This is a genomic window from Fructilactobacillus sp. X2R5C2 (assembly GCF_059901375.1).
Genome location: NZ_JBWXUX010000003.1, coordinates 117,744 through 130,656 on the forward strand (window position 1 = coordinate 117,744; position 12,913 = coordinate 130,656).

The 12,913-nt window shown below is 37.0% G+C and carries 11 protein-coding genes, 2 tRNA genes and 1 other RNA gene; 9 read left to right on the forward strand and 5 right to left on the reverse strand.

Going from position 1 to position 12,913, the window contains the following annotated elements:
* The first annotated feature begins 10 nt into the window (after positions 1-10).
* The 3 genes from AC6UD2_RS05025 (at position 11) to AC6UD2_RS05035 (ending at position 2,768) form a co-directional block, all read left to right on the forward strand.
* Entirely contained in the window at positions 11-1,411 is a 1,401-nt protein-coding gene (locus AC6UD2_RS05025; RefSeq protein WP_500698208.1) for a DHA2 family efflux MFS transporter permease subunit, read from the forward strand.
* A gap of 192 nt (positions 1,412-1,603) precedes the next feature.
* Entirely contained in the window at positions 1,604-2,107 is a 504-nt protein-coding gene (locus AC6UD2_RS05030; protein WP_500698209.1) for a C40 family peptidase, read from the forward strand.
* A 76-nt stretch (positions 2,108-2,183) separates the two neighbouring features.
* Positions 2,184-2,768: a YdeI/OmpD-associated family protein gene (locus AC6UD2_RS05035; protein ID WP_039144393.1), complete on the forward strand. Its 585-nt coding sequence runs from the start codon at positions 2,184-2,186 to the stop codon at positions 2,766-2,768.
* Between the two features lie 144 nt (positions 2,769-2,912).
* Here the strand turns inward: AC6UD2_RS05035 and ssrA are convergent.
* Positions 2,913-3,279: a transfer-messenger RNA gene (gene ssrA, locus AC6UD2_RS05040) on the reverse strand.
* A gap of 49 nt (positions 3,280-3,328) precedes the next feature.
* On the reverse strand, positions 3,329-4,102 hold the full coding sequence (locus AC6UD2_RS05045) for a Cof-type HAD-IIB family hydrolase (protein WP_500698210.1): 774 nt from the start codon (positions 4,100-4,102) through the stop codon (positions 3,329-3,331).
* Between the two features lie 117 nt (positions 4,103-4,219).
* On the opposite strand from AC6UD2_RS05045, the gene AC6UD2_RS05050 reads away from it, so the two are divergent.
* Both AC6UD2_RS05050 and AC6UD2_RS05055 read left to right on the forward strand, forming a co-directional pair.
* Positions 4,220-5,389: a class I SAM-dependent methyltransferase gene (locus AC6UD2_RS05050; protein ID WP_500698211.1), complete on the forward strand. Its 1,170-nt coding sequence runs from the start codon at positions 4,220-4,222 to the stop codon at positions 5,387-5,389.
* Between the two features lie 106 nt (positions 5,390-5,495).
* Positions 5,496-6,860: a glucose-6-phosphate isomerase gene (locus AC6UD2_RS05055; protein WP_500698212.1), complete on the forward strand. Its 1,365-nt coding sequence runs from the start codon at positions 5,496-5,498 to the stop codon at positions 6,858-6,860.
* Positions 6,861-6,934: 74 nt separating this feature from the next.
* Here AC6UD2_RS05055 and AC6UD2_RS05060 read toward each other — a convergent pair whose 3' ends face one another.
* Positions 6,935-7,249, reverse strand: coding sequence for a hypothetical protein (locus tag AC6UD2_RS05060; protein WP_500698213.1), 315 nt, complete (start codon positions 7,247-7,249; stop codon positions 6,935-6,937).
* Between the two features lie 115 nt (positions 7,250-7,364).
* On the reverse strand, positions 7,365-9,647 hold the full coding sequence (locus AC6UD2_RS05065) for an NlpC/P60 family protein (protein ID WP_500698214.1): 2,283 nt from the start codon (positions 9,645-9,647) through the stop codon (positions 7,365-7,367).
* A 614-nt stretch (positions 9,648-10,261) separates the two neighbouring features.
* Between AC6UD2_RS05065 and AC6UD2_RS05070 the strand changes: the two genes are divergently transcribed.
* Positions 10,262-10,768, forward strand: a complete 507-nt coding sequence (locus tag AC6UD2_RS05070) for a DnaJ domain-containing protein (protein ID WP_500698215.1) — start codon at positions 10,262-10,264, stop codon at positions 10,766-10,768.
* 137 nt (positions 10,769-10,905) lie between these two features.
* On the forward strand, positions 10,906-11,376 hold the full coding sequence (locus AC6UD2_RS05075) for a DUF2798 domain-containing protein (RefSeq protein WP_500698216.1): 471 nt from the start codon (positions 10,906-10,908) through the stop codon (positions 11,374-11,376).
* A 107-nt stretch (positions 11,377-11,483) separates the two neighbouring features.
* Here AC6UD2_RS05075 and AC6UD2_RS05080 read toward each other — a convergent pair.
* Positions 11,484-11,556 (reverse strand) — tRNA-Gln (locus tag AC6UD2_RS05080).
* A gap of 116 nt (positions 11,557-11,672) precedes the next feature.
* On the opposite strand from AC6UD2_RS05080, the gene AC6UD2_RS05085 reads away from it, so the two are divergent.
* Positions 11,673-11,746, forward strand: a tRNA-Glu gene (locus AC6UD2_RS05085).
* A 74-nt stretch (positions 11,747-11,820) separates the two neighbouring features.
* A complete protein-coding gene (locus tag AC6UD2_RS05090) occupies positions 11,821-12,843 on the forward strand; it encodes a linear amide C-N hydrolase (RefSeq protein WP_500698217.1) in 1,023 nt (340 codons plus the stop codon).
* The last annotated feature ends 70 nt before the right edge of the window (positions 12,844-12,913 follow it).

Here is a 12,913-nt window from a genome sequence, read left to right on the forward strand (position 1 = left end):
AGCGCTTTATATGGCAAAAAGTAATGGACTTAGTAGATTAGAAAGATTTTGGTTTATCACCATTATGTTAATTGGAACTTTCACAATGTCAATCAGCCAATCATCGTTATCAACGGCTTATCCGACATTAATGAATTATTTCAATATTTCAGCATCATCGGTTCAATGGTTAACGACTGGTTTTATGATTATCATGTGTATTATGATGCCCATCAGTCCTTGGTTATTGAATAACATGAGTTTTAAGAAACTCTTTATGGGCGTGTTGCTGATGTTTGATTTGGGAACTTTAATCATTTTAATCAGTAATAGCTTCGCGTGGGTGCTTTTTGGAAGAGCACTAGAAGCCATCGCAGTTGGTATTTTGTTTCCATCGTATCAAACGGTCTTACTTAATATCACCCCAGAGGATGACCGGGGAACGATCATGGGAGTTGCTGGACTGGTTATGGGTTCGGCGCTTGCTTGTGGACCAATCATCTCTGGAATCGTTTTAAGATTTACAACTTGGCGGGGTTTGTTTGACGTCTTTATTGTCATCATTACCGCGGTTTTCTTGATTTCTTTCTTTGTTATGAAAGATGTAATGCCAAGGATTAAGTCCAAATTGGATTGGATTTCAATCATTTATTCATTTGGTTTGATTGGAATTTTGTATGTAATTAGTGAAATTGCTAAACCGAACAACAACTACGGATTATTACTACTGATTCTAGCCGTCAGCATCATCTTAATTGCATTGTTTGTCGTTCGTCAGTTCAGAATCAGTAATCCATTGTTAAACTTAAACGTTTTAAAAACCTTTAACTATGATTTGGCGGTTCTTCTGACGGGTTTCTCTTACATTTCATTAATTGTGGTTACGATTATTTTTCCACTGTATTACCAGCAAGTACTTGATGTGTCACCGTTTATTTCCGGGATGGCATTAGTTCCTGGAGCTGTTTTCCTAAGTATCTTGAACCCAATTACAGGTACCATTGTTGATAAAATTGGATTTAAGCCAGTTATGTTAACAGGGATGATTATGATTGTGCTTGGCTGGGCGGTCTTAGCCTTCTTCCCAATCTACAACATTTGGGCAATGATGATTATTGCCATGTTGATTGAAGGTGGCAATGCCTTTGTTATGATGCCTGCTGTTACTCTAGGTGCTGATTCACTTCCAGAAGATTTGATTTCTTATGGAACGGCCCTAATCACTACGGTTAGACAGGTGCTTGGATCAACTGGAGTAGCGGTTGCTACGATTGTATTAGTTAGAGCCACTGGTTTCTTCAAACTCAGCATGCCAGCAGTGCCAGCACAAGTTAATGGATTTCATATGGTTTACTGGGTCTTCTTAGTAATTGCGGTAGTTGGATTAATCTTCGCTGTTATGATTAGAACCCCTAAAAAGGATCAAAAATAAATCGAAAAGTAAAAGGGATGGAAATTATATAATTTCCATCCCTTTTTATTTCGCCAAAGAGACACTATGGTCTGTAATTAATGGTTTTGAAATCATGTTGTAACCGTTTGGTAGTAATCGTCACCTACCATAGAAAGTGTGAGGAGATTGTAAATAAAGACACAAGGATTACATAAAGAAAGAGGCTAGAGTATGTTTATAAAATTAGTTAAAGGAGTCGCAGTTTCAGTTGCAGCACTTGGGATGTTTGGCGTTATTAATATGAGTGCCAATCAAACGCAAGCATCCGCAAGTAAAGTCCATTTTTCAAATGTTAAGAAAGTAGCAACAAATGAACTTGGCAAACCATATTCATATGGTGCAGTTGGACCTAACAGTTTTGACTGTTCTGGATTCACACAATATGTCATGAAAAACGGTGCTAATCGTAATATTGTAAGAACTGCCCAAGCACAATATGACAGTTATAAGCATGTTAAGAAAAGCAAAATCAAGAAAGGGGATTTAGTTTTCTTTGGTTCAAGTAAGAGCGACATCTATCACGTTGGGCTTGCCCTAAACAAACACCAAATGATTGATGCGCAAAATCGTGGAGTTATTATCGAACCAATTCACGCCCCATGGTGGAACTTAGTCGGAGTATCTCGCCCAGTTTCATTTGCTAAAAAAACAGTTAAAAGTCCCGTTAGGTTTTAATGAGCCTGACGGCTTTTTTGACACTCCTAACTTACCTGATTACTATATAGGCAAAAGTTGAAGGGAGCGAACCAAGTTGCTAAGAAAGGACGAACCATTTTTACCAATTACATCAAGATCAGAATTGCGGAATTGGTTCACGGAAAACTGTCAAAAAGAGGGTTGTTTGTGGATCCCAGTTAGTATGAGTCCAACAAATGATGACAGGATGTTTTATTTGGATATCGTCGAAGAGGCATTGTGTTTTGGTTGGGTTGATGGTTTGCATAAGAGTTCGGATGAGACCGGATTAGCCCAACGACTCACTCCTAGAAAGGAGAATAGTAATTGGACCGAGCTTAATAAGGAACGTGCTCGGAGATTAATTAAATTGGGTTTAATGACTGATGAAGGTCAAAAAGTGTTGCCCGATTTGTCACCCAAGTCCTTTAAGATTATCAAACCAGTTAAGCGAGCTTTGAAACGTGATCCAAAGGTATGGGACAATTTCAATCAGTTTCCGGACTTGTACCAACGGGTTCGCGTTGATGGAGTCCAATCACGTTTGAAATTTAGTAAACCACAGTCATACAAGCACCGGTTACATAAGTTGGTGAAAAAGACGAGGGCCAACGAGATGTATGGTGGTTGGTGTGATAATGGGAGATTGTTGCATTATTAAGTTTTAATAGGTTCAATTTTTGTAGCCGACATTTTATGGGCGTTATCACTCAAGATAAGTCTAATCAAAAAAATACAATTAATGGATTTATAAATATCAAAACAAAAAACGAACCAATCAACTTAATGACTGGTTCGCTTTTAATTATGGAGGCGGCGGGATTTGAACCCGCGTCCGGGCATATTGCCTCCTGAACGTCTACATTCGTAGGCTAATCATTTGAATTTCACTGTACAATCCGCAATTAGTCAATGCTAGCATGCACAGCTAATCTGATTAATCTCTTCATACTACTTCAGATGGGAGCAGTAAGCGTATCCTATTAAAGGTAGGACCTAGGACTGATCCATAGGAAAAATCAGCTAGATCTACGTCAAGCGCTTATTAGGCAGCTACGGCGTAAGAATTGTTATTATTTTTTGCAGTTATAATTAAACTGAGCGATTTGACGCATCGTCGTACGGAATGCAATTCAGGCTCAAACTATACCCGTCGAATCCATAACGCCCCCGACAGATACATTATTACTATACCATGATATCTGCCTAATTTACAGTAATTTAAATCAAGTTAAAATACTTGAGACCATTCACGATTCCGTGGTCGGTGTTCTTGGTGGTAATAAATTCACCATGTGGTTTAACGTTTGAGAGACCGTTACCCATCACAACTGGATGATCAACGTAGTCTAGCATTGGGATGTCGTTATTACCGTCTCCAAAGGCGTAGGTTGGGATTCCCTTTAATCCAGCAGTATCAATTAATTGCTTGATTCCAGTAGCCTTAGAAACCCCATGAACGACCACATCGATGGAGTAAGGTGAATTACGGTAGAAGGTTAAAACATCACCGAAAGCATCCTCATACTCAGTATCTAGGTCAGTGTTGGTAACAACCATCATATTAATGGGGTTTTCGTGCCAGTATGTCTTAGTAACAATCTTTGGTAGCGGGGCATGGACGTGCTTGAATGCTTTAATGGCTAACTCATCATGATTGGTAATGGCACCGCGTTTTTGATTTAGTAGGACCAAAGTATTACCATGTTGTTCAACAAAATCATATAATTGGTCGATGATCTTTGGATCAATTGTGTTAGAGAAGACTTCTTTTCCCCTTAACATTCCGAAGTCACCATTAGCGGCAACCACAGAATCAATCTTGGTCTTTTCCAGTGTGTCTTTGATTTCAAAAATATTCCTTCCAGTTGAAATAACCGGAAGGCCACCGTGTTTTCTGATTTCTTCCATTGCATTTGCGACTTCGTCGTTCACCTTGGAATTTTCATCAAACAGGGTTCTATCTAAGTCAAAAAATACTAAATATTTATACATAGTTGAATCTCCTTTGCCTATTATTTTAACATATGGCATGCTTTGCATTCCTACTAATTAACACTCATTACATGTACAATAAAAGAAGGAAGAGATTTTTAAGGGAGAATAAATAATATGAAAAAAATTGAAATAACTGGTAAGGCCGTTAAGAAATTTGAGGGTGGTTATCCGCAAATTAGTGAAAAGGATTTAGTTAATCCAGCTGACTTTAGCAATGGTGAGGTTGTGGCGCTCGTTAAGGGCGATCACTTCGTGGCAAGTGCTTATTTTGGTAAGCAAGCTGGTGGCATTGGCTGGATTTTAAGTCGGAAAGAGAATCAATCCATTGATGATAATTTCTTTGGTCACTTATTTAGTCAGGCTTTTAGTAAACGGATCTTGCTTCAAGATGAGGGCATTGATATTCATCGTATGTTCAACGGACAGGGTGATGGTTTAGCCGGTATTACCATTGATAGTTATGATGGTCAGGACGTTATTAGTTGGGAAAATTCTGGAATTTATCAATTGCGCAGTCAATTAATTTCAGTCATTATTAATCAATTAGGCGACTACCAGAACTTGTACGAATATCGTCAATTTGAACATGGATCTGAGATTAAATCAGTTGAGAATGCCAGCCCAGATCCAGTGTCATCTGCCAATGTTTTAGAGGGTGAAGTAACCTATCCTGTTAGTCTGCAAAATGCGAAAACAACTGGATTAGACGTTGTTTATCGTGATGTAAGACAAGACGTCTTTGATCAAGCACAGGATAAAATTGGATTAAATCTCTTTTATGAAGGGACTGGCGTTGCCAACGCGATGATTGGTGGTGGTACCGTTAAGACCGTCAATGTTGATGATAGTAATCGGGCTAAATCACAGTTAATCAACGAGATTGATGCGAATGGTTATACCATCGGTGCCCAAGAGGTTCGAAAAATGAGCGTCTTTGGCTACTTAGATTATGCTAAAAAGCATAATTTAAAGTTTGATCTTATTACTGTTAACGTTCCGGTTTTTGTTAGAGATAAGAAAGATCGCTTTGAAATTAAAAAGGACCTAGGTAAACTAGTTAATGCCGTAAGTGAAGTGGCTAACCAGGATGCTTCCATCTTTTTTACCACCGATACTAACAAGATGAACTCGAAAAAATTTAGATCTGAAATCTCAGATGCATTTATTCAGAGTGGAATAAACGTTAATTTTGGCAAGACTTATGCTAATCCAAGTGATTTCCCAATTGATACTGATTACGAGCGTGAGGGATCATTTAAGGGCATTAACGTCCAAATTAAGTAGAAAGAGTGTTACAAATAAATGATAAATTAACGGGATAAAACCCCGCTATGGCTCTTAGCTTTGTTGTATAATGTATGTAAATATTTATAGAAGTGGGGATAGTGTAATGGCTTATTTAAAGTTTGACGATTCTAAATTAGGCAAGTTTGTACATCCAGATGAGTTACCTGAGATTCAAGCAATGGTAACTGCAGCTGATAAAGAATTAAGGGATGGTACTGGTGCCGGAAGTGATTTCCGTGACTGGTTGAATCTTCCTGAAAATTATGACAAGGATGAGTTTAAGCGAATCCAAAGGGCAGCTGATAAAATTAAATCTGATTCTAAGGTTTTAGTTGTAATTGGAATCGGTGGTTCATACTTAGGTGCTAAGATGGCCGTTGATTTTCTTAACGGTACGTTCTATAACTCAGAACCAGATGACAAACGTCGTGGTGTCAAGGTTGTCTTTGCTGGAAACTCACTCAGTGCTCCATACATTCATGACCTATTGAACTACATTGGTGACGATGACTTTTCAATTAATATCATTTCAAAATCTGGTACTACTACTGAACCAGCAATTGCTTTCCGGATTTTTAAAGAAAAATTGGTTAAGAAGTATGGTGAAGAAGAGGCCAACAAACGAATTTATGCTACCACTGATGCTCATCGTGGTGCTTTGAAGCAAGAGGCCGATGCTAATGGTTATGAAACCTTCGTTATTCCTGATGGTGTTGGTGGTCGTTACTCAGTTCTAACTCCAGTTGGCTTGTTACCAATCGCAGCTACTGGTGCTGATATTAGTCAGTTAATGAAAGGTGCTCTTGATTCTTCAAAGGAATACACTAATCCAGACGTTAACAAGAATGATGCTTACCGTTATGCCGCATTGAGAAACATCTTATACCGAAAGGGCTACACAACTGAATTGCTTGAAAATTACGAACCAAACATGAGAATGTTCTCAGAATGGTGGAAGCAATTGATGGGTGAATCAGAAGGTAAGGATCAAAAGGGAATTTATCCTTCATCAGCTAATTTTACTACCGATCTTCATTCACTTGGACAGTACATTCAAGAGGGTCTTCGTGACTTAATCGAAACCGTGGTTAAGCTCGACAAACCTGATTATGATATTGATATTCCTAAGGAAGAATCAAATCTTGATGGTCTTAAGTATCTCCAAAACGACACTGTAAACGAAGTTAATACTAAAGCTTACGAAGGGGTTGTCTTAGCTCATACTGATGGTGGAGTTCCAGTTATGACTGTTCATATTCCAGATCAATCAGAATATTCATTAGGCTACTTGATCTACTTCTTTGAAGTTGCTGTTGCCATCTCTGGTTACTTAAATGGAATTAATCCATTCAACCAACCTGGTGTTGAAGCTTATAAGAATAATATGTATGCATTGCTTGGCAAGCCTGGTTACGAAAAATTAACCAAGAAGCTTGACGAAGAATTAAAAGATGAAAACAATAACTAAATGAAGCAAAAAAGAACGAACCCGAATTTCTAGGTTCGTTCTTTTTGTATGGTTAATTTTTGAAGGAGGGGAGACTATTCCCACTTGCCCTCAAGTGTACGTAATTTCTTGATTAAACGTTGTTGAGCTCTTTCAAGATCGTTCATTTGATCATCAACGTGGCGATTTTTATCCATTCCTCGTTTGTCATCACGGGCAGGTTTAGTCACTTTGGTGTCACGTAAGCTGTTAGTTTGATTTTCGTTTTCAATTAATTCTTTGACAACGTCCATCCGTTCGTTGTAGTTATCCAACAAACTAGCATTGAATTTGTCTGAGTTTTCCTTTTGCAACTCTTCTTGATCTTTAATTAACTTTTTGAGTTCTTTTTCTTTTGAGTGTACATCCATAGTTATCCCTCCAATATAAAAAGAATAGCACTAATCGCATTCTAATAGCAATCTAATTAGACAAATAAAAATGGTCTCCCGATTAATTCGAGAGACCATTTTATGTGTTTAGATATTATTTATCAGTATCTTTACGTCTGAAACCAAGTACGGCAGCAAGGGCAACCATAATGGCACCGATGGCGCTCATAAGTAATGTGCTTGCTTGACCAGTTTGTGGCAAGATGTGACCATTCTTTTGTTGGTCGTTCTTTTTAGCTGAATCAGCTTGACCATTGTCGTTGGTAGCGATGTGTGAAGTAGCTTTCTTATCATCGTTTGCTTTAGCAACAGTTTCTTTCTTAGAAGCGTTCTTGTCAGAGACTTCCTTGTTTGAAACAACTTTAGCAGCCTTTGGATCATTGCTTGATTTAGTTGAAGCGTTTAAATCAGTAGTGTTCTTCTTAGCAGTTGTGTTGTCTGACAAGTTAGTTACTTGATCATTTTTAGCTTGTTGTTCTTTTTGTGCAGCAGCTACTACTGAAGGATCTTGTTTAACAGGGTTAATTTGATTGTCAGTAGTGGTTATCTTTGAAGCTTGAACGTTTACTTGCTTTGCATCATTGTTTGATGAGTTAGTCTTAGCATTTTGTGCTGCTGGGGTAACGTCATTTTGAACGTTAGCTGATGCATTTTCAGTCTTTGCAGGCTGAGCGTTTAAGTTAACATTCTTAGCATCGTTGTTTTGTGATGCAACGTTAGTAGTAGCTTTGCTAGTTGAAGTAGTTGCTGTTGGTGTAACAGTATTAGCTGACTTGTTAGTAGTGTTCAACTGAGTAGTAGGTACATTAGCCTTTAAGTTGTAATTGTAGTTTCTGTTGTTATTAGTAGCAGGCTTTGCGGCTGGGGTATTTACATTTAATTGAACATTATTTGAACTAGCTTGGTTGTTAGCTCTAGGGGTGTATGAATTGTTAGCTCTAGGGGTGTATGAATTGTTAGCCTTTGGAGCGTATGAATTGTTATTAGTGTTTTGACTTGGGGTATATGAAGTGTTGGCACTTCCACCATTGAAGCCGTTAACACGTGCGAATAATTGTGCACCAGGGAAGTAACTAAGTGAATCATTGTATTTAACACCGTTATTTTGAGCATCTAACATTAAACCATTACCTAAGTAAATTCCAACGTGGTAAAGATCTCCACCTTGGGAGAAGAATACTAAATCACCCTTTTGAGCTTGGCTACGTGAGATGTGTTGAGTAGCAGGGTATTGTGAATAAGTAGTACGTGGAAGACTGTATCCAGCTTGCCCAAATACGTATTGAACAAATCCAGAGCAATCAAATCCAGCTGGTGTGTTACCACCCCATGCATATGGAGTACCAACATATTGTTTACCAATGTTAACTACTTGGTCAGCATTAGTTGATGCCATAAAGTTAGTGTTTTGAACTCTAAAGTTCGTTGCGGCTGCACGAGCAGCACTTAATTGAACATTTGAGTATGAACGAGCTGAAGCAGGGGTAACATTGTTATCTTTTTGATTGTCAGTGTTAGCCTGATTGTTATCAGCCTTAGTTGATTGTTGATCGTTAGTAGTGGCATTAACTTTAGCTGTTGAATCATTTGTAGTTTTAGCAGCATTGTTATTTGAGTCAGTCTTAGCATTTGCTTGAACGTTATCAGTCTTTTGGTTGCTATTAGCTACTTGACTGTTATCAGTTTTTGCTGATTGTTGATCGTTAGTAGTTGCAGCCTTAGCTGAATCATTAGTAGTCTTTTGTTCAACATTATTGTTGTTTTGGTTGTTGTCTGCTTTGGCAGAAACGGCATTGTTAAGGTTTTGATTGTTAACATTAACGTCAGTTTTTGCTGGTTGAGCAGGGGTAACAGCTTTTTCAACATTGTTTTCTACAATTTTATTTGATGTAGTATCTGATTTTTGGCTATCAGCTTTAACGGCATCATTGTTTGAATCAGTCTTAGCATTTGCTTGAACGTCATCAGCCTTGCTGTTTTGATCAGTGTTTTGGTTGTTATTAGCTACTTGATTGTTATCAGTTTTTGCTGATTGTTGATCGTTAGTAGTGGCAGCCTTAGCTGAATCATTAGCAGTTTTGTTTGCATCATTGTTTGTAGCAACATTAGTTTGTGTAGTGTCTTCTTTTTGAGCATTAGCGTTATTTGTTTGATTATCAACGTTAGTGTTAGCTGCGTCCTTAGTTGAGTTGTTTTTAATAGTGCTATTATCTTTCTTAGCACTTTGAGTAGTTTGTGCATTATTTCCTAAGGCGTCAGCGTTAACAACGCTGCTGGTAGTTAGAAGTCCACCGGCAACCATTGAAGTTGCAAGAGCAGCAAACATCCATTTCTTTCCAGCTTTGTACATTTTATAGTGTAATTTTTCATTATTCATATATTTGATTTCCTCCTTTGGAATATATAAACCATAACATCAAAATTATGTGAAAAAAAGGTATATACCTAAGCGTAACTATAATGATATAGTACGAAACATTCAGGAAATAGTTTGTTAAACTAGTAAACTTACAGTAACAATACTGTAATATAATTGTGCTAGCAGAAGAATTGCTTGAATCTAACGTTAGATGGTGATTGATCATAATTTTGCAAATTTTAGAATGAGAGACAAGATGACTGCAATTGCTGATATAGCAGTCCTTATCAGCTATTTACTTCGATGCATAATTAAATTGATCATTTAGTTTTGCAATTAAACTCAAAATCCGAAGTTCATGATCATGATTTTGGTAATATTTTGTAGTCATCTGTAATTTTATTTTACAAAAGAGTAAATTTTCAATTAGAAAAGTTCGAAAAAAAGATGGTGAAAATTATTCTTTATTTTCACAATGGATTAGTAATTAACTTAAAAAATGATCAACTTATCAACTTATAAAAGGTGAATATAATTAAATATAATGGAAGAATTATTTACCAAGCGTTATCCAACTTAGTTAAGGAATGTTTGGTAGAATTAAGAGAAATGACATAAGAGTGGAGATGATTATGGTGGCATACGGAAATTTAGATTACTATTATGCAATTTTGGGATTACCTGCGACTGCTGACAAGCAGGAGGTCGACCAAGCCTACCGCAAATTAGCCAAAAAGTATCATCCAGACGTTAATCCCTCACCAGATGCAGCTTCTAAGTTCAAAGAAATTACGAATGCATACGAAATTATTAAAGAAAATAATTATAGTTCTGGATTTGGATCGTATACAGGATCAGACCAGTCTAGTTATGAGTCACATTCTCGTGATTCTAGTACTAACAACGATTCTTATCAGCAAAATACTAATTACAATTATTCTAATTACCAGCAACATCAGAATCAAAACCATGAACCGCATCAATTTAATGATGCCGATATTGGCAAAATTATTTTGTGGATTGCAGTTGCTATTTCGATTGCAACGCTAGTAATTGTCATTAAGGTTTTGCCGCTCAGTATTATTTACGCAGTTTTGATCGTTTGCGGTATTTTATATTATTTTTATCAGAGAAAGTAATAAACAAATAATTAATTAAAGGGGATTAAACGTTTCGACGTTTAATCTTTTTTGATTTCATCATGATATAAAACTAACTTACATGAATAATTACTTTATGATAGTTTAATCACTGTTAAAAAATTAGGAGGTTAAGTATGCCAAAGGATTTTAAAGAAGAATTATTGTTTACTGGACTAATGGCTGGAATGATGGTCCTTGTGATGGAAGCTTATAATATTGCGTTAGGTAGTGGAATTGACTCCACGTTTATTAAGAGTGTTCTAGTAGGATATCCATTAGCATTAGTAATCGCTGCGCTTTGTGATTTACTTTTTATTGGTCCACTCGCAAAGAAAATTTTCTTCAAATTTATCTTTAATGAGAAGATGGAAGAAAAACCGTTTCTGATTTCACTAGGAATTTCCATTCTGATGGTTTTAGGAATGGTGACATGCATGTCAATTTTTGGCATTATCGTTCAAGGAGGGATTTCAAGCTTAAATCTGACTTCATTCGGAATTACTTGGATTAGAAATGTCATCTTGGCTTTACCACTTCAACTTATTATCGTTGGACCAATTGCTCGAACGATTTTAGGGAAGGTTCAAGAAATCAGAAGTTATTAGTAAAATCAAAATCATTTAAGAAGTGCATTTCGTGATGAAATGCTTTTTTAATCCATTAAAAAACGCCATCTCAAGTGGATACTTGAAATGACGTTTTAAATTTATAGTTGAGTATACTGGGCTCGAACCAGTAAATTGCGGATTCAGAGTCCGCTGCCTTACCAATTTGGCGAATACTCAATAATTGAACATCTAATATACTACAATTCTTTCCGGACAGTTGTCAACAGAAAATTTAACATTCCTTTGTTGACAGACCGGTTTAAATTGGGTAAACTATGTAATTGTTCAGTTATTGCCCGTTGGTCAAACTGGTTTAAGACGTCGCCCTCTCAAGGCGGAGCTATGAGTTCAAGTCTCATACGGGTAATTCAAATATGATAGAGTCTTCAAACATCACGTTTGAGGGCTTTTTTTGTTGAAAAATTTAAGGAGGATGGTTTTATGTGTACATCAATTATTATTAAGTCAAAAGATGGTCATCCGTTTTGGGGTAGAACGATGGACTTTATCGTCCCACTTTTTGATTCACCAGAGGAAAAAGCTGCGGTTCCAACGAAAATCGTGAATATTCCAGCAAATCACATAATTAAGTCAGAATTAAAGGACTGGAAAAGTCAATATGCGGTCATGGGAGTTGGTCCTGATGAGGGAAGTATCCTCTTTGACGGCATTAATGAACATGGAATTACAGGAGATCTTCAAGTTCTCTTAGAAACCACTCATGATAGTGCTGAAAATTTAGAAAAACGACATTTAACTCCTGTTTTTGGTGAAGAATTTGGGACTTATGTTTTGACCCAATGTGCAACGTTGGATGATGTAAAAAAATTGGCCCAGAAGACTGGATTAATTGATAGGGATTATGTTTTCCATGGTAAAAATGGCAAACTTCAACTGCACTATACTTTTTCTGATGAAAATGGAAATTCGATTGTTTTAGAAGCAACCAATAACGGTGGTTTTAAGATTTACGATAGCGTAGGTGTGATGACTAACAGTCCCGAATACTCTTTTCATACTACCAATCTTAGAAATTACATTTCACTTGATGCCAACAATCAAAAGGCCACAAAGATTGGCGGGAAGTTACCCATTGAACCAATTGAAGGTGGAACTGGTTACGGTATGTTTGGCTTACCAGGTGACTACACCTCACCATCCCGTTTCGTTCGAGCTACTTTTATCGCTAAAAACATTGATGAGTTTTCCGACGCTGAAGGAGTCAGTACACTGTACAATTGTTTTAAACCATTTATCGTTCCAAAGGGAATCAGTCGCAATCCTGACACTCCTGGACAGAGCGATTCAACGCAATACTGGGTTGGTTATGATGTTAAAAATAGGACGCTCTACCTTCAAACTCCGACATGCTTGACAATGACACGGGCTACTCTTGATCCAAGGGCAACGGAAATGAAAAAGTTGGATGTTGACCAGACATTGAAAGTTAATGATCCTCAATAATTCGATTTTAAAGTTTTTGAACTTCTCGATCTTTGAAAAGACTAGTATAATTGATTTTATTAGGAGATTA

What these genes read in the sequence shown, in the direction of transcription:
- AC6UD2_RS05025 (WP_500698208.1), top strand. Translation starts at nt 11, where the DNA reads ATGGCAAAAAGTAATGGACTTAGTAGATTAGAAAGATTTTGGTTTATC.
- AC6UD2_RS05030 (WP_500698209.1), top strand. Translation starts at nt 1,604, where the DNA reads ATGTTTATAAAATTAGTTAAAGGAGTCGCAGTTTCAGTTGCAGCACTT.
- AC6UD2_RS05045 (WP_500698210.1), bottom strand. Translation starts at nt 4,102, where the DNA reads ATGTATAAATATTTAGTATTTTTTGACTTAGATAGAACCCTGTTTGAT.
- AC6UD2_RS05050 (WP_500698211.1), top strand. Translation starts at nt 4,220, where the DNA reads ATGAAAAAAATTGAAATAACTGGTAAGGCCGTTAAGAAATTTGAGGGT.
- AC6UD2_RS05055 (WP_500698212.1), top strand. Translation starts at nt 5,496, where the DNA reads ATGGCTTATTTAAAGTTTGACGATTCTAAATTAGGCAAGTTTGTACAT.
- AC6UD2_RS05060 (WP_500698213.1), bottom strand. Translation starts at nt 7,249, where the DNA reads ATGGATGTACACTCAAAAGAAAAAGAACTCAAAAAGTTAATTAAAGAT.
- AC6UD2_RS05065 (WP_500698214.1), bottom strand. Translation starts at nt 9,647, where the DNA reads ATGAATAATGAAAAATTACACTATAAAATGTACAAAGCTGGAAAGAAA.
- AC6UD2_RS05070 (WP_500698215.1), top strand. Translation starts at nt 10,262, where the DNA reads ATGGTGGCATACGGAAATTTAGATTACTATTATGCAATTTTGGGATTA.
- AC6UD2_RS05075 (WP_500698216.1), top strand. Translation starts at nt 10,906, where the DNA reads ATGCCAAAGGATTTTAAAGAAGAATTATTGTTTACTGGACTAATGGCT.
- AC6UD2_RS05090 (WP_500698217.1), top strand. Translation starts at nt 11,821, where the DNA reads ATGTGTACATCAATTATTATTAAGTCAAAAGATGGTCATCCGTTTTGG.